The organism is Paenibacillus sp. 1_12, from assembly GCF_900114475.1.
Lineage (GTDB): Bacteria > Bacillota > Bacilli > Paenibacillales > NBRC-103111 > Paenibacillus_S.
Genome location: NZ_FOTE01000009.1, coordinates 117,575 through 143,299 on the forward strand (window position 1 = coordinate 117,575; position 25,725 = coordinate 143,299).

Annotated in this window: 21 protein-coding genes and 1 other annotated feature; of the genes, 13 read left to right on the forward strand and 8 right to left on the reverse strand. The window is 45.0% G+C overall.

The window, feature by feature from the left end:
- Window positions 1–215 precede the first annotated feature (215 nt).
- A complete protein-coding gene (locus BM210_RS20090) occupies window positions 216–2,495 on the forward strand; it encodes a helix-turn-helix domain-containing protein (protein ID WP_091172676.1) in 2,280 nt (759 codons plus the stop codon).
- Between the two features lie 312 nt (window positions 2,496–2,807).
- On the opposite strand, the gene BM210_RS20095 is transcribed toward BM210_RS20090, so the two are convergent.
- The 4 genes from BM210_RS20095 to BM210_RS20110 form a co-directional block, all read right to left on the reverse strand.
- A complete protein-coding gene (locus tag BM210_RS20095; protein WP_177237914.1) occupies window positions 2,808–3,107 on the reverse strand; it encodes an NUDIX hydrolase in 300 nt (99 codons plus the stop codon).
- A 22-nt stretch (window positions 3,108–3,129) separates the two neighbouring features.
- Complete coding sequence (locus BM210_RS20100; protein WP_091172679.1) at window positions 3,130–3,612, reverse strand: GNAT family N-acetyltransferase; 483 nt, start codon at window positions 3,610–3,612, stop codon at window positions 3,130–3,132.
- A gap of 514 nt (window positions 3,613–4,126) precedes the next feature.
- Window positions 4,127–9,517: an alginate lyase family protein gene (locus tag BM210_RS20105; protein WP_091172682.1), complete on the reverse strand. Its 5,391-nt coding sequence runs from the start codon at window positions 9,515–9,517 to the stop codon at window positions 4,127–4,129.
- 262 nt (window positions 9,518–9,779) lie between these two features.
- The gene (locus BM210_RS20110) at window positions 9,780–10,856 is read right to left on the reverse strand and encodes an NAD(P)H-dependent flavin oxidoreductase (RefSeq protein WP_091172685.1); all 1,077 of its coding nucleotides are present in this window, start codon (window positions 10,854–10,856) and stop codon (window positions 9,780–9,782) included.
- Between the two features lie 491 nt (window positions 10,857–11,347).
- Here BM210_RS20110 and BM210_RS20115 point away from each other — a divergent pair, with 491 nt between their 5' ends.
- From BM210_RS20115 to BM210_RS20135, 5 genes are all read left to right on the forward strand, one after another.
- Window positions 11,348–12,772 carry an N-acetylmuramoyl-L-alanine amidase family protein gene (locus tag BM210_RS20115; protein WP_091172688.1) on the forward strand — a complete coding sequence of 475 codons (1,425 nt, stop codon included), beginning with the start codon at window positions 11,348–11,350 and terminating at the stop codon, window positions 12,770–12,772.
- A gap of 37 nt (window positions 12,773–12,809) precedes the next feature.
- Window positions 12,810–13,403 carry a GerMN domain-containing protein gene (locus BM210_RS20120; protein WP_091172691.1) on the forward strand — a complete coding sequence of 198 codons (594 nt, stop codon included), beginning with the start codon at window positions 12,810–12,812 and terminating at the stop codon, window positions 13,401–13,403.
- A 287-nt stretch (window positions 13,404–13,690) separates the two neighbouring features.
- A complete protein-coding gene (locus tag BM210_RS20125) occupies window positions 13,691–14,242 on the forward strand; it encodes a TasA family protein (RefSeq protein WP_091172696.1) in 552 nt (183 codons plus the stop codon).
- Window positions 14,243–14,269: 27 nt separating this feature from the next.
- Window positions 14,270–14,821 carry a signal peptidase I gene (locus BM210_RS20130; RefSeq protein WP_177237915.1) on the forward strand — a complete coding sequence of 184 codons (552 nt, stop codon included), beginning with the start codon at window positions 14,270–14,272 and terminating at the stop codon, window positions 14,819–14,821.
- A complete protein-coding gene (locus BM210_RS20135; RefSeq protein WP_091172701.1) occupies window positions 14,808–15,365 on the forward strand; it encodes a hypothetical protein in 558 nt (185 codons plus the stop codon). Before BM210_RS20130 ends, BM210_RS20135 begins: the two co-directional genes overlap by 14 nt.
- A gap of 30 nt (window positions 15,366–15,395) precedes the next feature.
- Here the strand turns inward: BM210_RS20135 and BM210_RS20140 are convergent, their stop codons facing one another.
- Window positions 15,396–16,157, reverse strand: coding sequence for an SDR family oxidoreductase (locus BM210_RS20140; protein ID WP_091172703.1), 762 nt, complete (start codon window positions 16,155–16,157; stop codon window positions 15,396–15,398).
- Window positions 16,158–16,440: 283 nt separating this feature from the next.
- On the opposite strand from BM210_RS20140, the gene BM210_RS20145 reads away from it, so the two are divergent.
- The 6 genes from BM210_RS20145 to BM210_RS20170 all read left to right on the forward strand — a co-directional run bounded on the left by BM210_RS20145 (window position 16,441) and on the right by BM210_RS20170 (window position 21,453).
- Window positions 16,441–16,668, forward strand: coding sequence for a hypothetical protein (locus tag BM210_RS20145; RefSeq protein ID WP_091172706.1), 228 nt, complete (start codon window positions 16,441–16,443; stop codon window positions 16,666–16,668).
- 261 nt (window positions 16,669–16,929) lie between these two features.
- Window positions 16,930–17,460: a YceI family protein gene (locus BM210_RS20150; protein ID WP_091172709.1), complete on the forward strand. Its 531-nt coding sequence runs from the start codon at window positions 16,930–16,932 to the stop codon at window positions 17,458–17,460.
- A gap of 93 nt (window positions 17,461–17,553) precedes the next feature.
- Window positions 17,554–17,815: a binding site (T-box leader), on the forward strand.
- Window positions 17,816–17,861: 46 nt separating this feature from the next.
- A complete protein-coding gene (metG, locus tag BM210_RS20155; protein WP_256223853.1) occupies window positions 17,862–19,478 on the forward strand; it encodes a methionine--tRNA ligase in 1,617 nt (538 codons plus the stop codon).
- 95 nt (window positions 19,479–19,573) lie between these two features.
- The gene (locus BM210_RS20160; protein ID WP_256223878.1) at window positions 19,574–20,359 is read left to right on the forward strand and encodes an MBL fold metallo-hydrolase; all 786 of its coding nucleotides are present in this window, start codon (window positions 19,574–19,576) and stop codon (window positions 20,357–20,359) included.
- Between the two features lie 239 nt (window positions 20,360–20,598).
- Complete coding sequence (locus BM210_RS36295) at window positions 20,599–20,982, forward strand: hypothetical protein (protein WP_218184952.1); 384 nt, start codon at window positions 20,599–20,601, stop codon at window positions 20,980–20,982.
- 168 nt (window positions 20,983–21,150) lie between these two features.
- Window positions 21,151–21,453: a hypothetical protein gene (locus tag BM210_RS20170; RefSeq protein WP_091172715.1), complete on the forward strand. Its 303-nt coding sequence runs from the start codon at window positions 21,151–21,153 to the stop codon at window positions 21,451–21,453.
- Window positions 21,454–21,482: 29 nt separating this feature from the next.
- Here BM210_RS20170 and BM210_RS20175 read toward each other — a convergent pair whose 3' ends face one another.
- From BM210_RS20175 to BM210_RS35770, 3 genes are all read right to left on the reverse strand, one after another.
- On the reverse strand, window positions 21,483–21,992 hold the full coding sequence (locus BM210_RS20175) for a metallophosphoesterase (protein WP_091172718.1): 510 nt from the start codon (window positions 21,990–21,992) through the stop codon (window positions 21,483–21,485).
- A 150-nt stretch (window positions 21,993–22,142) separates the two neighbouring features.
- Window positions 22,143–22,523, reverse strand: a complete 381-nt coding sequence (locus tag BM210_RS20180) for a VOC family protein (protein ID WP_091172719.1) — start codon at window positions 22,521–22,523, stop codon at window positions 22,143–22,145.
- A 26-nt stretch (window positions 22,524–22,549) separates the two neighbouring features.
- Window positions 22,550–23,863: an alpha/beta fold hydrolase gene (locus tag BM210_RS35770; protein WP_256223857.1), complete on the reverse strand. Its 1,314-nt coding sequence runs from the start codon at window positions 23,861–23,863 to the stop codon at window positions 22,550–22,552.
- Between the two features lie 387 nt (window positions 23,864–24,250).
- Here BM210_RS35770 and katA point away from each other — a divergent pair, with 387 nt between their 5' ends.
- A complete protein-coding gene (katA, locus tag BM210_RS20195) occupies window positions 24,251–25,708 on the forward strand; it encodes a catalase KatA (RefSeq protein ID WP_091172722.1) in 1,458 nt (485 codons plus the stop codon).
- Window positions 25,709–25,725: the final 17 nt, after the last annotated feature.

The window sequence follows — 25,725 nt, forward strand, 5'->3', positions numbered from 1 at the left end:
GTAAACAATGTACATCTGCGTGGATTCCGCAAGCAATGATCATTAACATCAAATCGACACATTTGAGGCAAATGACCATTACAACGCTGTTGCATCCGTGTTTTTCTGCTTATGCTTGGCGGGTATCTTTATGATCAAATCCGCTTTTTACGCGAAATGACACTTTCCATGCTCGTATTTTACGGTTATATTTTTAATAGAAAGGGGAGATCCCTATGCAGCTGCAACGCTCCAAGAAGGTACAAACGCTGATCATCATGCTGCTGTTGGCCTCCCTCTGCATCACCGCAATGGGTTACACGGTGTACCTTGTCGCCACTACCACGTTAACACAAGAGGTGCAGAGTGCCTATCACGTTTCTTTACAGCGCACGCAGGATCGGGTCGAAAGCTATTTTCGGCAGATTGATCAATCCGTACTCCAATTTGAAAAACAACCTGCTCTGGAATCGCTCATTACACCGGGGAAGGAAGAAAATAATCTTGAAATTTTAACCCTTCTCGAAACGATGCTCCGTATACAAACATCGATTGACGATGTCGATAATATTGCACTCTACCGTCTCAGCAATAAAAGGATGTACAGCACCAATCATCAGGTTACCGCCTTTCAAAATGATTACGAAGCCGTAATCGGCAAGTTTGAAGCGATGAAAAAGGACTCTGCCTTTTTCAATATAACGGTCAAGAAAGCACCTACGGCTATCTATATCCGCAAGCTCCCGATCTTTCAGGCCTCGAAGCCTCTTTATATGATCCTTCATCTGAATCAGCAGTTTTTTGATCATATTCTGGGTTCCACAGACGAAGTGAAGGGCAATTATTTTATTCTCGATGAATCGGGTCAGATGCTGCAAAACCGGGGCACGCTGGACAGCGCAAGTCTGATGATGAATGTGGTGCCGGAGATTACACAGGGCAAGTCCTCCTCCAGAGAGCTGTTCGTTGCTCATTTACCTCCCTCCTATAAGGGCTGGACCTTTGGCTTTGCGATCCCGAGTGATGAGCTGTTCACCAAAATCAATGGGATTCGTAATGTCGTGTTTATTATCGCAGGTATTTTGCTCGCCATGGCTGCCCTTGTGACTATTCTTTCTACCAATCGGCTGTGGCGGGGCTGGAGTGACATTGTGACTTTGCTCGATGATGCAACCGTTCAATCAGATAAAGAAGTCAAGGCGAGCAAGCGCGCACCTAGGGATGACGAATTCCAGTCTATTTATGATAAAATGCAGCACATTAAAGAAACACGCGATGAACTCAAAGAGCAGGTCAAGGTGCTGACACCGGAAATCCGCGAAGCCTTTATTCGCAATATGCTGCAGAAGGGACTTCGTTCCCAAGAAGATCTGGACAAATGTGAACGGTATCAAATTCCACTTCTGACGGGCGGCTATGGCTGCTTTTGCGTGGAGATTGATCAATATAAAAGTATGACCGGCCTCTATTCGGAGGTGGATCTGTACTACTTCGGCTACGGGCTATCCATGGTGATTCAGGAGGTTATTGACGGAAAAGGCAAAGGAGTTGTCAGCAGCGGCAGCGAGGGGCGGTTTCTTGCGTTAATTTCTTTGGAGGAGCAGGACGTTGAACCAAGTGAGATGAAAGCTGTCGTGCAGGAAGCTGCAGGTACGATACGAGATTTTATCGAACAATATTTCCCGTTCACGGTTTCTATCGGGGTCAGCCTCCTGCGTAAGGATTACGCATATTTGAGCTTGTCGTCGCAGGAAGCCGAGGACGCGCTCAAACATAAGCTCATCGCCGGCATGAATGAGGTCATCCCCATCGATGAGTTTCAACAGGTAGATAACGAGGGCCAAACTACCGTATTGCCCGTATCATTCCGCGAGCTGGAAAATGACGTCATCTACGCCATCCGATCACTCGATCCGCAGCTTGCCTACCGTTATATGGATCAGTTGAGCACACTTCAGGGCCTTCGAACCCTTAACTATCAATGGCTGCAAAGCCAGCTGACGGAGATGGTGTTCTCCATCTACAGGACGATAGGCAGCTCGCTGCGCAAACCGCCTGTCGAGCCGTTAATGGCTGAGCTGATGCAGCTCGCGACGTTGGAAGAATGGATCGGCTGGCTCAAGGCGAACGGCATCGACCTCCTCTGCGCCGATCTACAGCAGGAGCATATGGAGCATATGCATAAGGTGGCAAGGCAGCTCTCTGTCTACATTCACGAGCATAATGAAACGGATTTGCGGCTGGAAAGCTGCTGCAAATCGCTTAATATACCTACCTCTATTGGCAAGCAAGCATTGAAGGAGGTTCATGATACGACATTCTCGGATTACCTGCTGCATAGCCGCATTGTCAAAGCGCAGAATTGGCTGCTCCACAGCGACATGAGCGTGGATGAAATGGCTTCTCGGCTGCAGTACAGCAACGCGCAAAATTTTTCGCGTACCTTTAAGAAAACCGTTGGCGTCCCACCGGGACAGTATCGTAAGGATATTAGGGAGCAGTCAAACGAGGCTTAGAAGTTTTACAAGCGGTACGAATCATTCGAGTGGTAATGGGACTCATCTGGGAGCATCTGCTGACTGGCCTGTCCGCTGCCTTTAATCAAACTGATGACGAAAACAGCGCAAATGCGGCCGCATCGGTGCTTCAGTCTCAAATTTCCGCGCTCGTCAAATGGGTCCCTACTATTCGATAATAAGTAGACTCCGTGCATTTATTGCACGGAGAAGCACGTTATGATCCCGCGCTTTTCCTTTTTGAGTTTTCGTAAGTGATATCTTATCAAATGCTTCTGCTGTACTAAACCACTTTATTTCCTGGGTTTTTTATCAAAAATCTTTTGTCAGTTCAATTGGTTCCATGAGAAAATACCTCGTTACGCAAGTATCAGATGCAAATTCTCCAGAAATGGGAGCTACAATTCGGCATGAATAGCCCATTTCTTCGAACACCTCGCGAAGAGCTGTTGCTTCAGGATGAAGATCGGTTGGGTCGGCTCCACCTTTGGCAAATGTCCATTGATAGCCGCCGCAGTAACCACTTGGACTACGCATCAGTACTTTTCCTTTATGATCAAAAACAATACCGCCATAAGCAAATGAGCGCGGCCTGCTTGATTGTCTGCCCAATTGTTACTTGTATAGGGGTTATTCATGTTTCCACCGTAATTAAGTCACGCAGAGCATATTCAAACTCAATCTCGTGCCGAACAGGAATATGATCGTATCCGTGCAAGGGGATGGAAGGCTTAAGTTTTCTTGCTTCCGTTATAGCATCATAATGGATAGCTCTCAAATCGAAACCTCTCCTTTGATAAAACCGGATAGCTCGCGTATTGTCGTTGGAAGTTATGAGCCACACCCGCTTACTTCCTTGCCCTTCTGCCTTTTGAATGACCAGCTCGATTAATTTGCTGCCAATTCCTTGCCCTTTAGTTTTGCTGTCGAGAGATACAATCTCACACTCACTCTGACTGAAGCTATAGGTAATGACTCCCCGTATGTCGCCGTCGGCCATCGCCACGAACCCTGCACATCTTTCAATATGATGAACCCGACCTCTAGATACGATTATTGAGCCCACAATATCCGTGACTGCATCTTGAATATCCGGAGTGATTTCCCTATATTCCATCCTGCTCCCCCCCAATTCGTTAGTAATGGAGTCTTGCTGTTCCAGCTTATACTATAATTTCTTAGATCGTCTTTAAAAGGGTTATGGGATCATTCCGATAAATTGTTCAATGGCTCCATCAAACGGAAACTGCTTCTTGCGGATCCGTTCCTGGAGGCCTTCCAGCATATTTCAATGCTTGGATCGTTATTATTTTATTTTCCATAAGTTCATTAATCCTCATCTAGATTCGATTTTTCCGTACTCAATTATTGCGTTTAAACAGCCCATAAATCCACCACCTCATACCTCTTAAAATGGTTTATGCTAATGTTCCGTCTAATTCGGAATGTGTTGTGGGAAAAATAAAATGGATGCACCCATTCAGGCAGCATCCCTGCTCATATGTCTATAAAGATTATAGGACAAAATGTATAACATTGGAATATAATTACTTTTGGGTATCTGAAAGAGGCTATCCCGCTGTCATTTGGAATGACTTTGGAATAGCCTATCTTCAAGAGGATTTCATGATTTATTGATTATAGAGACGATACATGAACACTGCTGTTTCAGCTCGAGTGGCATTAGCCTCTGGATACAGTCGATTATCTGCTCCCTCCACCAAACCTTGTTTAATCATCGATGCAATGCTATCCACAGCAAATGATGCGATCTTACCGGTATCTTCAAATGGGATCAAATCTTTGGACGATCCACTGAGTTTCATTTTACCGCTAAGATTCATAGCTCTTGCCGTGAGCGTCATCATTTCCTGTCTTGTAATGTGGGCTTGCGGATTGAACTTGTTGTTCCCCACTCCGTCCGTTATTCCCATTTTCTTAGCTTTTGCAGCAGCATCATAGTAATAATCCGATGGAAGAACATCATCGAAATTTTCTAGCGCTGTTCCGTTTATTCCTAACGTATTAACAAGAAGGACAAGGAAGTCAGCTCTGGTGATATGTACACCCGGTTGAAATGCTGCATCTGAGGTCCCATTGATGATCCCTTTGGATGCGAGTACTTCTATCTGTTTCTTCGCCCAGCCATAAGATTGAATGTCACTAAACGTTTTTTGCACAAAACTAATGGCATATTTGCTGAAATGATTCGTTGTGAATGTAACTTTACCTGTTTCAGCGTTATAGCGTGAATTAGAAACAGGAGTCACTTCTCCAGAATTCGCAATATACCAAATGACAATATGCTCTGGATCTAACATTTCTTCTGTTGTCGGTTTGTAAGGTATGCTTACTGTCACCGGCGCATCTACATTGTTCCAATCCATTTCAGCGCCATTTACGATAAGCTTAAATTCATATACAGGTCTGTCACCAATACTTACTGCGTTCTTGTCTTGGATACTTGCCGGATCGGCTTTCCCGATTGACAATTGAATAACCGGAGCCACTTTCCAATCTGCCGGTTGCAGCATATTAGCCGGAATCATGATGCTGCCCAACTCCGTGACAATGGTTGTCCGATCGGTTGAGCGATTGTTGGATGCAATAAAGTCACTTGGAATTTGGACAGTATAGGTTTTAGCGTCCTTGACCTCAGGGATGTTCAATTCAACCGACTTCGTGCCATCCGAGTTTATCGTCGCCGCTGCAAATGCTTTTGTCATGCTGTTTTCATCGATTCGGGCGGATGCCGTATTGTTCCTGCTGTCCGCTTCGATAACAGCTGAAAGCTGCCCTTTGGTATCGGTATCTGAAGCCTTACCGTTGGTGCCGCTGCTTGAAGTATTGCTGGAGTTGCTATTGGTGCCGCCAGAACTGCTGTCACTGCTATCTGATGACGAATCTCCACTGTTGCCTGGTGTTTCCCCACCGTTGCCTGGTGCTTCTCCACCGTTGCCTGGTGCTTCTCCACCCTTGCCTGGTGCTTCTCCACCGTTGCCTGGTGTTTCTCCACCGTTGCCTGGCATTTCTCCACCGCTACCTGGTGCTTCCCCACCAGTGCCTGGCGTTTCTCCACCGCTACCTGGTGTTTCCCCACCGTTGCCTGGTGCTTCTCCACCGTTGCCTGGTGCTTCTCCACCGTTGCCTGGTGCTTCTCCACCGTTGCCTGGCGTTTCCCCGCCGTTGCCTGGCGTTTCTCCACCGCTACCTGGCGTTTCCCCGCCGTTGCCTGGCGTTTCCCCGCCATTACCTGGGGTTTCTCCACCATTACCTGGGGTTTCTTCACCGTTTCCTGGTGTTTCTCCACCACTACCTGGTGTTTCTCCACCAGTGCCAGGAATAGATACTGTAGTAACTTTGACTGTATAGTTCCTCCAGGAACCGTCAGCCGCTTCTACACTGTAAACAACCGGAGAAGTAAAATTGTTAGGCGTTACACCGCTTACTTGGCCCACCGCCCCAACTCTCACTTTGATGCCCGTAGTTTTGAAGGAGGCGATCACTGCAGATAAATCGATTCCCTCAGGTAAAGCAAAATCTATATTAGTTCCATTCACCGTTCCGGTCACAGGTGGATTGATTCCTTGAAATGCAAAAGAAAGCAGTTCTTTTGGTGTCAAATCGTAGAGTGGCTCGCCCATAATTTTGAAGTCATCCACATTGACATAACCTACGCTGGATTTGTCTAATCTCAGTCTGAACAAGAACGCAGAGCTGTTGTTAACCCTTTGATCGTTAATCGAAAAAGTAACCGGATTGTTGCCATAGGTTTCCGTGAATAACGAATTCAAGCTGTCCCTTTTCAACGAGTGTGCGACATTCCAGGTTGCTCCACCATCCACGGACCATTCGGAATATACCGTATAACCGACCGATGTATTTTGAGTTCTTGCCGCAAACGAAACCGAAATATTCTTAAAGTCTTTCGTGCTGCTTTTAAGCGTCACAACCGAACCGTTATTTGTATCCTTAAGTAAACGGAGAGCAGCCGGCATTGATCTTGTATGTGAAGAGTTTCCGTCCTTGGCGAAAATGTTTGCCGGAGCCTTCAGATTACCATTATCAAGGTATCCGTTATACCATTTCCCAAGCTCCATAAGGGCCGCATTGACCGGCATAGGTGTGATGACATCATACAAATTGTTGCTGCTGTTTAGTGCGAGACCTTCATCAACCACCGGGTTGTTTCGGTACTCCGTAAATGCAGTTTCATAAATGGCAACTGGAAGCCTATTCGACAGCACGTTCACCCTCACTATATAATTACGGGCTGCTCCATCCGGCGAAATGACCGTATACGTTACCGGATTTCTAAAATCGTTAGCCGTAACACCGTTAATCTGCGTTACCGAACCCACCTTTACACTAGAGCCGGTAGTTTTAAATCTGGCAACCAATGCAGTTAGATCGGTATCCTTCGGGACATTTACTTCGATCAGGCTGTTTTGAATCGTGCCCGAAACAGGAACATACAAGCCTTGGAATTGAAAATCGACAATTTCCTTACGTGGAGCTACCCCGTTAAGACCCGGTGCTATTAAGTTGGCACGGTGCGTGTTTACTTGATCGTCCAGCATCATATCAGCAGCACTCCACAACGAGTCATCTCCGAACCTGACGGCTGCTTCCCGCAAATATCTGGAGAATGCACGCTCATCTTCGTCTCGCAGCTCGTCATAGGGCCATTGCGAGAAATCAGCAATATAAGGCGTTATAAATTGATACGCTTTGCGTATGCCCCCTTCACCAGCATTCCAGAAATCAACGCCAACATGATCGCCTACCATCCCTATCATGGAAAAAGGGATCAAATTAAATAAGAAATAATGAAAGGGACGCGTTCTTCTCAGTTCCTCCGGCATCGTTCCGTCCGGGAGAATTTGTGAGTTGATACGTGCAATCGATGTATCCTGCAAATACTTCTTTGCCTCTTCTCGCTGCCCTAAGTACATGATATAAGCAGCGTACTGTGCGTCATACCAGGTGCCATGATTATTGATGGTTGCTTTTTCAGCCAACGCAAGTGGACTGGTCTTAAGCCAATTCGTATATTCAGATAGCCAGCTTTTGAAGCCACGCGTATCCTCGATGGACCAGCTGCCTGATTTGGATATCAGCTCGATGGAATCGATAATTTCAAATAGTTTATCCGATTCCAGAACACCCTCTTTACGTCCATCCTCTGCACCCGCTACCCCTTGAGCATAATTCATATTCGGATTCATACGAGTTTCGGTATCGATAAACCATGTTTTAAGCAGCAATGCAGCCCGCGCGGCATATTTCTCATCATCCGTATAATAGTAAGCAAGTGAAAGTGTGGAGACTGTCGTTCTAAGCAAAGTAAAATTCTGTTTATCATATTTGTCGGTCATGCCATCTGGATTCGTTTCGCCATCCCTGTTAATGTAAGGCAATCCGTTTGGCGATGTTGGATCCGGCCACCAGTAAGGCGCCGAGCTCCAGTAGTCGTGCTTATTCCCGCTTGGAGCCACGCCATTTTTATACATCACGGAGTAAGGACCATTTACAATAGCCAGCTCTGCTTCAGCCAAAAGTGTATTTAAAGCTGCCGCATATTGAGTATTTCCTCCTGTTTTCAGCTTGCTTTTAACATTGATTAGTTGATTCGAATCATACAGCAAAGTGTTCGGATAAGCAGAAGGCACAGCTGATACAACGATGCTTTTGCTTTTTTTATTATCCGCTGTTACCGTCTGGATCTCAAATTGGTAAGTCTGCCCATTCGTCAACGAAGAGAACTCCATCGATTGTTGACCTTTACCAACTATTTGAATGCTGCTTCCATTAGACACTATGACATGATCAAATGGCAAATAGGTTGCCGATGTAACAGGATCTGTCCAATAAATTGCCGCCTTGCCGTTAGCACTTATGGTAAAAGCAGAAGTGACTGGGGCAGGCTCCGTAATAACGGGAGCAGGCGGGATATAGTTAAACAGCTGAAATTCACTTAATTGGAAATTAGGAGATGCACTCGAAAAGGTAATTGTTATTTTCACGTATCGACCGCTAACCGTATCAAAGCTGATCGTCTCCGTCTTGGCTGAAGTACCCTTGTTTTGAACGACTCCTTCATAAGCCTTTGTCCAATTCGAACTATCGTTGGAATACTCAAGCTTGATCTTATCTACACCGTTGCTAAGCGGCATATTGAACACGGCTTTATTAAATGACTTGGTGGAACCCAGGTTAAGAACCGCCCATGCGCCACTGGTAAGCGCTCGGTCTGTTGAATTCGGCTGCCAAAACGTTTCATCTTTACCGTCCACCATATTTGCCGCAGAATTACCCGTTGTCTGGGAGCTGTATGGCGTTACGGATGCTCCTAAAGCGAGATTAATATCTGGGGCAGGACCCGGTGGCAAGGCAGGACCCTCGTCATACAGTCCCATTTCTGCGAGCTGGAAATTGTTCGTATATATGTAACAAGGCGTAGCACCGCCACAGGTTGGATCATTAGTTTTTGTGCTTCCATCTTTTGTCCAAACAGGTCCCCCTGATTCTACCAATTGACTGGATTGAAAACTAACTTTTACATATTGTCCCGTCACGGTTGGAAAAGTAACGGTATCTCGTTTGGGATTGTCTTTGTTGTTGTCCTTATTTTGTACCGATCCATTGTAGGCATCACTCCAGATTGTCCCATTCAGCGAATACTGAATCTTGTATGAGCTTAAGCTGTTGTTCACTATAAAATCGAAATCGACTTTGTTAAAGGCTTTTGCCGCTCCTAAATTTAGAGTAAAGGATGGACCTTGAGCCCGGTCTGGGGCGGTAGGCTGCCAATATGTGGAGGCTACTCCATCATATACATTGGCAACCACATTGCTTCCTGATTGCGTGCTGTAGCCAGCAACCGTCGCGCCGCTCAATAAATTGATTGAAGCCGCTTTTACTGTTTGCACAAACCCGCCTGCCTGTATCACAATGGAGGCCATCAAGAGAATGGCCAACAGACCGCTAATTTTTCTAAACATGGGCTGACTTGAATTCATTTGTTACACTTCCCCCTTTTTCTAATGCGATGTAAAGGCTTACATTTCGCATTATTATATAGGGATATGGCACTACGAACAATACGCTCCTTTTAGGTGTGCTTGTGTTTCTATTGGAAATTTCACAAAAAAAGAGACCCACATCAACGGGATGTGGATCTTCATTATATATATATATCAATAAGGGGGGATATATGTAGTATAAGCTTGGTTCCTTAATCCAAGATGAAAATTAGATTTCATTTTCATTACAGAACTAAAGTTAAGACAAGATGGACATCGCTTGTTGGATTGTCTCGGCCACAATGTCCTCAGCCCGTTGTCCGGAAGTCAGCAATCTTGTCCCTTGGCCTGCCCACAAGGACATATAGTCCGCATTGTTTTGCCGGGCAGAAGCATTACGAATATCTCGTGTCACCGTATTTTGCGTTGGAAAAGGAAGCGGTTCGATGCCGCTCGCATCCCACTGTCGAATAAACAGGTTACGGATTCCCCTTGCCGGACGGCCTGAGAAAGCCTTGGTGAGCACCGTGCTTTCTTCCGTACTTTCCATTAGCGCCTGCTTGTAAGCGTCATGTGCTCCGGATTCAAGCGCGGTCAAAAAACGCGTCCCCATCTGCACGCCCTGAGCACCAAGAGCAAGAGCAGCGACAAGCCCCCGCCCGTCCATGATCCCTCCAGCAGCAATAACCGGAATCTTAACACGGTCAACAATTTGCGGTAGTAATGCAAAGGTGCCGATATTGGCACCCATCGGATGCTCCTTCATGTCGAACGTACCCCGATGTCCGCCTGCTTCACTTCCTTGAGCAACGATACAATCACAGCCGGCCTGCTCAGCCAGAAGAGCTTCACTCACCGTCGTTACCATCGTGACAATCCGTATGCCAACGGACTTCGCTTGCTGAACGTAAGATTCTGCAAGCACACCGAATGCTGTACTGATGACCGGTACCTTTTCCTCCAACAAAACGGCAAGCTGCTCCTGATAAAAGTCCGATGTGCTCACAGGTTCTTTAGTGGCATGATGAACTCCAAGCACATTACGCAGTCGGTTGAGCTCTCCTTGAACCTCTCCAATTCTCTTATTGTCATCGGATACCTGTAACGCAAACAGATTAACGGCAAAAGGTGCATCCGTGAGCTGACGGATTTCCTGTATCGCTTTACGAATCGCTGTCGGCTCCATGTAAGCCGCCCCCAGCGTCCCCAATCCACCTGCATTAGACACAGCAGCCACCAATTTAACCGTTGTTGGACCTCCTGCCATGCCTGCCAGAAAGATCGGGTAACGAATATTAAACAGCTGACAAACCGCTGTGTTCAGTTGGATGCTCATTATGGTTCCCCCTCATAAACGGATTGTGGATCTTTGCTTGCGTGATAGGAATGAAACCAACCGTTTCATAAGAACTCACTCAACACCGTTAGTATAAAATTTATTGTACAAGAAGTAAAATCTAACCCCTTCCATGTTTGAATCCACATTTTTCACGCAGCGATCATTACCAAGAGGTTCATCAAAGCTGGATACGATCTAGCATATGGTAGCATTTGTAATAATAGGGTTGTGAATTAGCCCTTTTTCATCCTTCTCGGTTCTCCTTTCGACTCCATTTCGGAAAATCTTTCAAAAAAAATGCAACGTTTCTCACTTAGAGGAGTCTAATCTTATAATGCTTGCTGTCGAATAGGAGGTAATGCCGGCAAATAAACGTTTCAACACTCTCTTGAACCCTATGAATGCAATACTTGTAACTGTCGAATTGTCCGTATCCAATGATGGTATAGTGTTACAACCAACTATGAAAAGTTTTTTAGAGGTGAATAATGAAATTGAAGTGGATGTATACCCTTTTATTGCTGCTTATCGCATTTATGCTGCCTGCTATGGCCTCTGCTGCTCCTGTAAATTCCGCCGCTGGCGTGCCTTTATTTTTTAATGGAAAAGAACTGAAGCCCGAAGTGGCCCCCCGCATTATTAAAGATGTCACCATGGTCCCAGTCCGGATTATTGCTGAGGAGCTGGGCTCCAAGGTAACCTGGAATCAGGAAGCGCAAAAAGTAACGATCGTCAAAAATACACAAAAAATTGAAATGGTCATTAATCAGCTCTCGGCTACCGTTAATGGGGACAAGTACAAGCTGGATTCAGCCCCTTTGCTGATCGATGGAAACACACTGCTTCCCGTACGGTTCATCGCCGAAAATATGGGTATCGAAGTGGACTGGAACGATGTCAAGAAAGCCGTCTACTTGAAGGAAAAAACCGTACCACTTGAGTCCACTCCTGGAACTGCTCAGCCTGTACCGGGCCAGACCACCGAAGTGACGGATAAACCTGCTACGGACAAGCCTGTTTCCGTTGCCAATGGCAATTCCTTGTCCACGATCAAGAAGATCGATATGACGGCGTCCCAATTGCTGATCAATGCAGACACGGGAGAATTAAAGCCCAGTATATTTACGTTAAAAAATCCTGAACGAATTGTTCTGGATATACCCAATGCGACGCTCGATCCGGCCCTCTATAAAGATGAAGCCAACAAAAGCGGCTCTACGGTATCCAGTAACGTGTATGTCAGCAATATCCGCTACTCTCTATATGCGACCAGTCCTTCTACGGTACGGATCGTACTGGATATGAAGGACTCGATGGATTTGAATTGGGTTTCTGGACTGGGTACGTCAGCTTTAGTCGGCAGCATTCAGAAACCGGCCAAATATAGGGTTGTCATTGATCCCGGTCATGGAGATCAAGATCCCGGTGCGAAAGCCACCAATGGCAGCAATGAAAAAACTTTCAATCTTTCTATGGGGCTAAAGGTGTACAAGCTGCTCCAGCAGGAAGCGAATATTCAACCTTATATGACACGTAACGACGATACCTTCATTCCATTGGATGATCGTGCCAAGTTTGCGAATGATCTGAATGCCCACGTTTTTGTTTCCATTCACGGGAACAGCTATCTAGCGACATCTACAGGAACCGAAACGTATTATTACAAATCCGATAGTACCGAATTCGCCAAAATCATGCACAAGTATTTAGCAGCGGCAACGGGACTTGCTGATCGTGGTGTGCGTCAAGAGCCCTTCCGTGTGGTTAAAGTAACTAATATGCCAGCTGTACTGCTGGAAGTTGGTTATCTGTCCAATCCAAAGGATACCGCATTGATGTTCAATGAAGATTTCCAGAATAAGGTTGCTCAAGCGATTGTCGCAGGTATCAAGGAACAGCTTAACATCAAGTAAGTCAGAATCGTACGTGTAGAAAAAGGTGGTGGTCTTGATGAACAAACATATAATCATCGGTTTCGTAGTAACTGGAGCGATCGCTATGGCCTTATCCGGCTGCGGACAAAAGCCTGCGAGCAGTGGGACGACCTCTCAAGGCTCAGGAAGCCAGAATCCGGCAAACAACAGTGTAATATCTCCTGCTCCCAAGCAAGATGTGACTCCAGCAACTACACCGGCCCAAAGCAAATCCATCCAAGCTCAGATCAAAGCCTATTATGGTGACGAACAAGCAACCAAGCTGGTGGAGAAAGAGGTAACGATTAACTATCCAGAAGAAAAGGAAAAGTATACAACGGCGCTTTGGACATTGAAAAAAGCTCCGGCAGACAGCAAGCTGGTTCCTTTGGCTGATGCGCTTGGCTTTAAATCTGCAGTATTAAAAGATAAAAAGCTGACACTCGACATCACGTTATCTGGGGAAGGCCGTCTTGGTGCTCCCGGCGAGGCTATGCTGCTGCAAGCTATTCAAAAAACTTTGTTCCAATTCCCCGAAGTGGATGCCATTGATATTCTGGTGGATGGCAAGCCAGTCGAATCGCTGATGGGTCATATGGATCTGCCACATCCGATGAAGCGTGGTCAGTAATACTTACCGAAACCAAAAAAAGCTTCGCCGTCCCGAAAGGGATAGCGAGGCTTTTTCTGTATTTGAAGCTGTGACTCCGTTGAGATCATTTAACTCCAGACTATATGATTTCATGATCAGACCGTGTGCGATCTTCAGCAAAAACGCCGAATTTGCTTCCAAACACCATTTGGGAAGTTAATTCCTTTTGAATAATATCCTAAAACTTTCCTAACAGATTCATGTGATACTAAAAATGTAAAAACAATCCAAGAAAATAATAATCTTAAAGGGGTATCCACGTAACCATGATGAAGAAGTTTGCACAACCATTCCTTAAGCACAAAATGAACACGGCTTTAGTATTAAGCGCTACCTTAGTTCTTTCCTCGCTCTTCACGCAAGAAACGAGCGCCTTGTTCACTGCACAAACCAATCTGACCAGCAATACCGTCAGCACAGCTACATTGAATATTACCACTAATCCGGCAACAGCCTTGTTTCAGGTTTCCAATGTTGTGCCTGGGGATTCCATTACCCGTACTTTATCTGTCATTAACAGCGGTACTGCTGACTTTACATACAATATTAAGAACTCCGGTATGAACACCCTGCTCTTCACCGATGCAGCCAAAGGACTCCAGTTGGATATTAAAAAAGGTGCTGCCACTTACTATTCCGGTCCTATCTCGGGTTTGAATGCCAACAGTGCCTCCGCACTCACGATTGCTCACGGCGCTTCCGATACACTGACCTTTGTCATCTCCTTACCGATAGCAGCCGATAACCTCTTTCAATCCTTGAGCGAAACGATTGAATTCAGCTTTAACGCTACGCAAATTCCAGGTACGGCCCGATAATATCAACCTAACGAAGGGATGAGTCCATTGCAAACCCAGCTTAAAACCTTATATACGTACAGTGCTATTTTTCTCGCAATCTTTGTTCTGCTTTTTAACGTCATTGCTTTCGGTCCGGCCCTCTTTGGCTGGTCCTACAAAATTGTATTGTCTGATAGTATGAGTCCACTCATTTACAAAGGCGATCTGGTTCTAATTAAACCGATGCAAGCCGAGCAGGCGGTTAATGGCGACGTACTGCTGTATCAAACCGAGTCCAATGGGCAAGGCGTATTCGTGCTGCACCGTTTAATTCACAGCGTAAATCCGCAAGCAGGCTATGCGGAAGCGCTGTACTACTTGAAAGGGGACGCGAATGAATTACAGGATTTTCATCCGGTTCAGTCCTCACAAATTCAAGGTAAGCTCGTACTGAAAATTCCTTATGCGGGGATACTGGTTACTTTTGTGAAAAACAACGCAGTGGTCGTATTTACGGTACTGGCAGCATTGGTTATTTCGAGGTGGGCGATCAAGTTAATTCGTAAAACCGGTCAGGATATGCAGTCCGGCTACAAGGAAGCTCTTGAAACAGAGTAAGCTGGTCCTGTCCGTAATGGCCGCGCTCCTGTTCCTGTGCTCCTGCTTCTCACCTCAAGCTTATGCACAATTCAAGAGCGCAATACTCAACAAACCGAATACAGTGCAAACCGGTAGTGGGATTTTCTTCAAGCTCAATCTATTAGGCGGCACTACAGTTCGACCAGAGCAGACTGTTACCAAAGCCACCTATGGAGTCAATCGTTCACTGGCGATCGATTTTGGCAAAAAGAAAGCAGCTAGCGGCTCGATGGGCATATTGACGAATACAATCGACATCCAGAACAAAGGTGGATTGCTGCTGCTGGTGGTTACGGCAATCGATGATACCTCACCGACAGCAGGAAGCGGCATCACCAAATTTCTCTCCGTACTGAACCTGAATTTGTCCTTGGGCAGCGGGACGACCAGCAGTGTTGGATTGGGCTACAATCCGGTCTTGGCCGCTCTGATGCCCAAGGGTGTATACACTGGATTTGTCATCGTTACCGTAGTCCTCACAGGTGAATCCTTTAAAGTTCCGATCAGCATCGAGCTTTACTAGCGACCTTTTTAGAACATAAGAATGAAAAACTTATCGCCCAAGCCAGCCTCCATCGACAGCCAGAAGGTGACCATGCACATAGTTGGATGCCTCAGAAGCCAGATAGACAACAGCTCCTTTAAAATCATCTGGATTGCCCCAGCGTTCCGCTGGAATCCGATTCATAATTTGTGTACTGCGCACCGGATCATTTATTAATGCCACATTCATATCCGTGGCTATGTAACCAGGAACAATTGCATTCACATTCACATGATACTTGGCCCATTCATTGGCCAACGCTTTGGTCAGCTGGGCTACCCCACCTTTGGCTGCGGCATAGGCTGGAACTGTAATTCCCCCTTGGTACGAAAGCAGGGAGGCCGTATTGATAATTTTCCCTTTACCCCGCGGTAACATATGGCGACCTGCTTCCTGGCATAAGGTCCATACGACCTTCAAATTAATTTGCAGCACATCATCCCAATCCGATTCGAGGAAATCGACTGAAGGTGATCGTCGTTGAATGCCGGCATTGTTCACGAGGATATCAAGCTGACCGAATTGCAATACCACATTAGGTACTGCGGACTTTACCTGAACCGTATTTTCCAAATCACAAGGGATAATCAGACATTTTCTGCCCAGCTGCACGATTTGCTCCTGCAGCTCTGTCTGCTCAGGGGTTCTCTGGAGTAAAGCTATATCCGCACCAGCCTCTGCCAAAGCCAAGGCCATCGACCTTCCTATTCCCCTCGTTGCACCTGTTATGGCAGCAACCTTGCCTTCCAAACTAAATAACTGGGTTCCCATATTTTCTCTCCTCTTAACTTCAGATGAAACAGCATTTTTATCGAAGCAGAAAGATTATCCATCATTTCATTATTTTATCATACAGAAAATGTATTAGGCATGTAGCTTTATTGTGAACACTCATTTTTTGGATATCATAAATATTAACACTGTTAATGGAAGTCATCTTCCATTTCTTTAATTTCATTAATCATATATCCAAATAATGGTATACGCGTTTGATTTTAAGACCATAAGGTTAATATATAACACAAGCGATTACAAACATTGGAGGCGGATTAATATGTCGGACAACACCTATAACAATGAGGATTTGAAAACGACCGTAAAGGAACACGAAAAGTTCGATGAGCAAAAAGGGTCCGATACACCGATAAGTGAAGTTATGAACGGATCCATGGCTCCTAATATGGAGGAGATCAAACGTCTCGGCAAAGATATGAAAAACATGAAAACCGAAGCAGAGCTTAATGAAGAAGGCTTGGTCTCGGACCCGATCCAGAATGAATAACAATAGCTGCAGTTGAATAACCATAGAAATTTCAATAGAAATTTCAATTAAAAATGAAGTAAAGGAGCTGCCCATGTAGGCAGTTTTTTTGCTTTTTTATTACCTGTCGCTGCGGATGAAATCGACATCATGCTCGGTGATATTTTGCCGGCTGGAACGAAGTGGGGATTGACAAAAGGGAATTTATGGAATAATGTTTAATTGTTATATGTTTGTTAGTTAGTAACATTTAGTGAGTACAATTTCAGGGAGGTAATACTATTGGCTAAAGCGAAATGGACGGTAGACACTACTCACAGCAGCATCGATTTTACTATTCGGCACATGATGATTGCGAAGGTAAAAGGTACATTTCATACCTTTGAAGCAGACATTGACGCGGATACAGACGATCTTACAACCGCAGACCTTCAGTTCAGCATTGACCTAAGCAGCATTGATACCCGTAACACAGATCGTGATGCACACCTGCGTACAGCTGATTTTTTCGATGTTGAGCAGTATCCGAAGCTAACGTTCAAATCCAGCCAAATTGTGAACACAGGTGAAGGGGAATATAACGTGACGGGTGATGTCACTCTTCATGGTGTAACCCGCCCTGAAACCTTTGCAGTTACCTTCGAGGGTTCGGGTAAAGACCCGTGGGGCAACGAAAAAGCCGGTTTTAGCGCACAAGGTGCCTTTAAACGCAGCGACTATGGCTTAACGTACAATGCGGCGCTTGAAACAGGTGGCGTGCTTATCGCAGATGAGGTTAAAATATCCATAGAAATTGAAGCATCTAAAGCCTAATACACATCGTCTCCTCACTTGAATACCGTAATAAAGATTGCACTTAAAGGGCATCCTCTATATAATTGGATATTAAAGGTAATGATAAATACGTTAAAAGCGACGAAGAGAAAGAGTAGTTAGAACCATCTTGTACAGAGAGCTCCGGCAGCTGAAAAGGAGTCAAGAAACGTCTGATGAACATGGTCTCTGAGCTATACATTGAACCCTCATTAGGAAGTAGATGGTATCGGGTGCTCCCGTTATAGGGCTAGGGTATAAACACACAATACGTGTGCCGTACCCGAAGAGGTCAATATTGTGAGATGTTGATAAAATTGGGTGGTAACACGTGAGGTTAACTCTCGTCCTTTACAGGGCGGGAGTTTTTTGTGTTTTCAAAAACGAGGAGGCTGATATTGATGAGTATTTTTATAGGTGGTGCATGGCCATACGCAAACGGTTCATTGCATTTAGGACGCGTGGCAAGCTTGCTGCCGGGTGACATTATTGCTCGTTATTTCAGGTTAAAAGGTGAAGCTGTTCTCTACGTATCTGGTAGTGATTGTCACGGAACGCCGATTTCGATTCAGGCCAATCAGGAAGGAATCACACCAAAGGAAATTGCAGACCGCTATCACAACGAATTTGTCAGCTGCTTTCAGAAGTTGGGTTTTTCTTACGATTTATACACACGAACGGATGATGCCTTCCATCATGAGGTCGTTCAGCAATTGTTTCTCAAACTGCTGGCGAATGGATTCATCTATAAAAAAAGCGTCGAGCAAACCTATTGCGTAGATTGTGATCAGTTTTTACCCGATCGTTACGTAGAAGGCGTATGTCCGCATTGCGGTCAAGTTGCCCGCGGTGATCAATGCGATTATTGCTCTGCGCTGCTGGATCCCATAGAACTGCATCATAAAAAATGCAAATTGTGCCAAGGCAGTCCAACCACTCGTTACACCGAGCATTATTTCCTTGCACTGTCTAAATTTCAAGATAAGCTGGAGCAGTATGCTGAGCAAGCAGCGGGCTGGCGAGCGAATGCCGTTCATCTCACCCAAAGATACTTAAATGAAGGGCTTCATGATCGATCCGCGACTAGAGATCTGTCTTGGGGAGTGGATGTGCCTATTGAAGGATTTGAAGGTAAAAAAATATACGTTTGGATTGAAGCCGTCAGTGGGTATTTGTCCGCAAGTATGCATTGGGCAGAGATCAACGATACCGATTGGGAAACGTTTTGGTCAGCTGATACCACTGCTTACTACGTTCATGGCAAAGATAATATTCCATTCCATACGTTGATTCTTCCTGCCATCTTGCTTGGAACAGGAAATCTGCACTTGCCAGACCGCATCATTTCGAGTGAATATTTAACTTTAGAAGGAAGAAAATTTTCGACTAGCCGAAACTGGGCGGTATGGGCCCCCTATATGTTGGAACATTATCATCCTGATTCAATACGGTATTTCCTAACGATCAATGGTCCTGAAAACCGGGATACCGATTTTTCATGGAGAGAATTTATATACAGCCACAACGGTGAGCTTCTGGGTGCCTTCGGGAACTTCGTCAATAGAAATTTGATGTTTGTGGTGAAGTCATTTGAAAGTACGGTCCCCGAATCGCAAATGGACGACACGATTAGAATGAAAATCTTAGAACTCTATGCTCACGTGGGGGATCTAATTGAAGCGGGAAAACTAAAAGGCGCATTGGAAGCTATATTCGCTTTTATCCGCACCTCCAATAAGTTTTTTGATGAACGTAAACCATGGTTTCAAATTAAAGAGAATCCAACGGCATGCAGCGCTACTATCTATACCTGCATCCAGATTATTGCCAATTTATCGAATCTGCTGACTCCGTTTTTACCATATTCCTGTGACAAGATCAGAGCATTTTTAAATTTACCACAACCTGAATGGCGATATATCGAGGTGTCTCCTCAATCAATAATTCAAGCACCTGAAGTATTGTTTGAAAAGATGGATGTAAGCAGGATCCAGGAAGAGGAAAACAAGCTTGGTTAGAAATTATAGATTTGCAAAACAGTTTCTCTATGTGTACAAATCTCACCAAGTAGTTTATATTTATTTTACTTAAATTAGCTGGAAAGAATGTGGAAATAGTGACAGATACCTTGACCTTATGGGGTACAGGCGATTCAATGGGTGTTCCCAGAGTATACTGCTCCTGCGGGGTATGCACAGAGGCTAGAACGAGCGGCACGAATCGGCGATTCCGTTCATCAGCTCTGCTGCATACGTCCGTTGGCAAGTTATTGATTGACTGCGGTCCCGAGTGGCGCACACAAATGGAGCATTATGGACTCAGGACATTTGAGCATGTGCTCATTACTCATGCGCATTTTGACCATATTGCCGGACTTCCCGAATGGGCAGACGCCTGTCGTTACAGCCATATGAAGGGTCATGTGTATGCGCCAGCCGATGTGCTGACCCAGCTTCGCACGATGTTTCCTTGGCTGGAAAACCAGCTAAATTATCACGATTGCAGCAGCGGTATGCCGTGGGGGGAATGGGTTATTCGCCCTTGGAAGGTGTGCCATGGCAAGAATGGCTTTTCTTATGCCTATCGCTTTGACAAGCACACTGATCAGCCGTACCGCTTTGCTTACTGTTCCGATGCAATTCATCTAAACGCTGAGGAAAAAGCCCCCTTGTTCGGCTTACAGCTATTGATCATCGGTACCAATTTCTATAAAGAAGAATCTGCAATCCACACTCGATCCGTCTACGATATGACCGAAGCTCTCGATCTGCTGCAAGAAACGAAACCGAGGCAAACCGTGTTTACCCATATGTCGCATGGTGTTGATGTTCAGCAGCATTATGGACTTCCCGTAAGTGTCGTATTAGCCCGAACTGGAATGGTCCTGGAGCTGGAGTAGCACCTTGTATAGGAATCCAGTCAAGGATTGATCGTATAAGCTATGGAACGAAAAAGACTACTGGTTCCTTATTCAGGAGCCAATAGTCTTTTGGGGAGGGCTATGTACTTGCCTTGCGGTATGCACCTTACTGCTCACTCCAACTAAACCTATACAGCGGCCAGTAGGTAAATGTTCATGATAGCACTGCTCCCTGCTACAAGCTACTGATATAAGCTGCGGTTATAGGATTGCAGGTTATGGCCAGTCTGCGATTGAAAAGCCACATTCGTTACCTCCTGAACAGCCTGCTCCAGCTGCGAGCACAATTGAGCGCATTCTTGCATGCGTTGAAGCGCAACCTGATGGTTTTGCAGCGCATTTTGAATAGCCTGCACCGTTTGACGCTCACGCTGGGCGATCTGCTCCAGCTGTTGGGCGTTTTGCTGTTCCTGCTGAAGCATAATTTGGTAGGATTGATTCGAATGCTGAGTTTGCTGAATCAACTGCTGAACGATTTGCTGGCATTGACGTGCTTGCTGGACGATGTTATGGATGTGAATCTCCTCCTCAAAATGGTTAGGTTTGGTAGTGCACCCATACTATTTTGGTTTATAGGAAAGGAAATTATGCATGATTTCTAAACTAACAGGGCAAGGAAAATATTGAACTGAATGCGCGGCTTACATTTGGGGGACTGTCTGAAGTCTGCTCGAACAGAAATGGTGTATAATGAACATTCACCATATAACCCGATAATTCACCAGCTGTTACGGGTTGTCCAGATAACTAAGAAAAGAGGAGCATGCAGCATGGCATTCGGTATCAAACGAGCAGAGCTTCAGATATGGAAAGCGGCGGTCACAAGAGGCGAAATCGCTTTTCTTACGCATTATTGGCTGGATCCACGTTTTCCTAATATAAACACCGTAACGAAAGTAGGCTGCTCCGATCTGGTTAAGCTAACAGCTTGGTGCAAAGCCCATAACCTGAACCCGGACTATATTCATGACCGTCAGCCTTATCCCCATTATGACCTCATCGGTCCGAGACAGAAAGAAATATTAAAGCAAGAGCAGTTGTGGCACCATCTTGAGAGATTTAAGCTGCTGTAATGCTCGCACGGTATTTGGAGGATTTTCTTTTACTGCTCTTCATTGGGGACGACCATTGCCTTGATGTACTCGAACGAAACTGGCGTGTAGTCCCACTGCTCCACTGACACATTGATATACTGCTTTCCCTCGTATTTCTGTCCATGAATATGACCATGAATGTTAACATATGGCATATGTTTATTCATATACATCGGCTCATGCGACAGGAAATAGAAACCATTATATACAATAGCCTGCTCGCTCACCTCATCAAATCCGACATCCAACCACCAACGTCTCGATCGGCCGCGATCATGATTGCCGAGGATCAAATATTTATACCCGTTAAGCCTGGACACGATGCTTGCTGTCTTTTCCTTATTCAGAAACGAAAAGTCTCCGAGATGAAACACCTTATCGTCTTTGGCTACGACGGCATTCCACTTCTCAATCATCGTCTCGGTCATTTCATTCGCATCACTGAAAGGTCTCGATTCAAAGTCAATAATATTCGTATGGCCAAAATGATGATCGGAAATCACAAATACGTTAGTCATCAACGTCACTCCCTCAGGGTCACTAAGTTTATAGCTCTATTGTAAACTATAACCCGTCTATAGAATCATCACAATGTGCCCACGAGCCCATACATGTCTAAGAGAGGATACTCTGCTTATCCAGTTAACCAGACCTACATGCCATACCTGCTATAGCTTTCTTTTATCCTCACAGATCATTAATATGTTGCCATCGGGATCCTTGAAGGTGAAGAACGAGATGTTCTCATGCACTTCGATCTCCGTTACGATTTCAATTCCCTTTTCTTTTACAAATTGATAGGATTCTGATAAGCTTTTCGTTTCAAAAAATAATTGGGTCTTCGTCATGTAGCTTGTATGCTCTCTACGGTTGCTGTCTAGTAACAGATCTGACCCGCCCTCCATCTGTAGGCTATAAATGGTTCCTTCATGACTATCCGAGTGAATTGGCAATCCAAGCAGTTCACTGTACCATTGAATTGCTTTTGGCATATCCGTCACATGTATAAACACAGCACCTATTCGATTGGTTATCGGACTGTTGGTCATACCATCTCTCCTCACATTTTTTGGGTTTATAGGTCTGATACTACCTTTAAAATATCTTCGACTACAAACTCGGCGATACCATCACGGTTCTCTTCATTGAGCCTGATGATTTTCACCCCAGGAAGCCTTTTCAAGGTGTCGATTTCTGGATGGCTATCTAAAGGAACCGTACCTAAAATGATGGAACTATTTTCAGAAACGATGCTATACATCAATTGTTGAAATGGAATAGATAACATTTGCATAAAACCGACTTCATCAATAATCGTTATTTTCTTCGACTTCAATGAATCTTGAACCGATTTTAAAATAACGTTCTCAAAGTTACTTATGTCAATGCCATACCTTCCCATTCTAATAGAGCTGCTGCTATTCACATTAGCAAGTTCTTGCCTCTCTCCGTCAAGACTTACACATGTAAAACCGATTCGAATGTCTCCATCTCGTATTTCCTCTGTGTAAAATCCACCACAATTATCAGCACCTATTTCATTTATGATCTTTTTAATTAAAGTTGTTTTTCCCAATCCTGGCTTACCCGTAAGGAGAAATATTTTATCGTCCACTGTTCTAGACATTCCTGATATCTCAATCGGGTTGGAACCTACAAATTCAAGTATCGAATCATTCACTAAAATCGGACTTTCCCTTAACATATGAGGTCTATGACTGCCGCCTGGTACTACAAGATAACGGGATTGATTTACGAGCGAGCTCAATTGTTTGACCCTCTCTTCACCAGCGAATGGGTCATGCTCCCCTGTAATAAATAACGCTGGACAACGGATACTGCTGATCTGCTCTTCTGTAAGACTGGGGTACAGCCGCCAATCTATTGCACTTTGCCGCATATACGCTTGCCAGTTGCCTCTGTGCGCTTCCCCATGGCGTTCGATCATTTGATTAATGAAGTCGTGTTTTTCTGTTTGAATAAGCCATTCCGGTTCAAATTCTTCGACCCCTGTTGGATCGCAAAAACCACCAGTGCCTATCGTAGTGAGTGTAGCCACTCTCTCGGGATGATGAACAGCCATATAAAAACCAACATTTGACCCCAAGCTGTAACTAATCAAATGAGCTTTTGAGATATTCAGCTGATTCATAAATTCCACCATGTCATCTGCGAGTTGGGGGCTGCTCCATGCTAAGGACTCACATCTTGTTCTACCATGCCCTCTAAAATCCGGGAAATAACAGGTGAATTTTCGTTGGAAATCAAGCATTTGACTTGCAAAAGCCAAGATACCCCGCGAATAACCACTATGCAAAAAGATAACCGATTCCCCGTTACCCATTTTCTCATAAAACATCTCCAAGTCCTTAACCTGTATGTATGGCATATTTCCCTCCCTCTTAATTTCAGAACATTTGTTCTATGATTATACTCCCATTATATGTATAAGTCACTAAATTTATCTGAATTACCTGCAACCGCTGAGCTTGTTGTGACCGCTATCAGATGAATGATTTTCATCGTATTCCCCCTCTTAAACGAGCTTAAATCTCTATTCGCCCAAAAGGAGAACTATCCTCATAAAGATTTGTTTACATAGGAAGCATGAACAAGTTTTTTTTGAATAAATATAAATCAAGTAATTAAGGTTGGCCACATGGCCGAGCCTCATTCAACTTTCATAGTATCTTCATGTAACTCTTTTTTTTCTGCTCTATACTGATAACAGATTCAACGGTGTACTTACAAATCAAAAATACGAGGTGATTCTATTATGACAGCAGACCAAAACAAGCTTACGACGAGTTGGGGAGCGCCAGTTGGGGACAACCAGAACTCAATGACAGCCGGTTCGAGAGGACCAACACTTATTCAAGATGTACATCTATTAGAAAAGCTCGCGCATTTCAATAGAGAACGTGTTCCCGAACGTGTAGTTCATGCCAAAGGAGCAGGCGCACATGGTTATTTTGAGGTGACTCAAGATTTAACGAAATATACGAAAGCCGACTTTTTATCTGAGGTTGGGAAGCGTACGCCGATGTTCATTCGTTTTTCTACGGTTGCTGGGGAGAATGGTTCTTCGGATACGGTTCGTGATCCACGCGGCTTCGCTGTGAAATTTTATACGGAGGAAGGCAATTATGACTTGGTAGGGAATAACACCCCTGTGTTTTTCATCCGTGATGCGATCAAATTTCCTGACTTTATTCATACACAAAAACGTCATCCCCAAACACACTTGAAAAACCCGAATGCAGTCTGGGATTTCTGGTCCTTATCTCCTGAATCTTTGCATCAAGTAACCATCCTCATGTCCGATCGCGGTATTCCGGCAACCCTTCGACATATGCACGGTTTTGGAAGTCACACCTTCAAATGGGTGAATGCCGAAGGTCAAGGCGTATGGGTAAAATATCACTTTAAAACCGAACAAGGCGTTCAGAATTTGGCGCCGGATGTAGCTGCACAACTCGCAGGAGAGAATGCGGATTATCACACGGAAGATCTTTTCAATGCTATTGACCAAGGCGATTTCCCAGCATGGAGACTCTGTGTTCAGATCATGCCGTTGGAGGATGCAAACACGTATCGGTTTGATCCGTTCGATGTTACCAAGGTATGGTCGCAAAAGGACTACCCATTAATTGAAGTAGGTCGGATGGTGTTGGATAGAAATCCGGAAAATTATTTTGCCGAAGTGGAGCAAGCAACCTTCTCCCCTGGAACACTCGTACCTGGGATTGAGGTATCACCGGATAAAATGCTGCAGGGTCGTCTTTTCGCTTATGCAGATGCTCATCGTTACCGTGTGGGTGCAAACCATAATAGTCTGCCCATTAACCGTCCCAAGAATGAAGTAAACAACTACCAAAGGGATGGACAAATGCGTGCTGATAACAACGGGGGAAGCTCCGTTTACTACGAGCCTAACAGCTTCAGCGGACCGACAGAAACATCTGCTGATAAGCCAGCCCCCTACGAGGTTTCTGGTGCAGCAGATAGCGTTGCTTACGATCATAACGACCACTATACGCAAGCCGGAGACTTATATCGTCTGTTAAGTGTAGAAGAACGCGCGCGTCTGGTTCAAACGATTGTTGGTGCTATGAAGCCTGTTGAGAAGGATGAAATTAAGCTGAGACAAATCAGACATTTCTATAAAGCGGATCCTGAGTATGGAAAAGGCGTGGCAGCAGGTCTTGGTTTATCTATACCAGAAATTGAATAGCATGAGGCAGCTGCCTT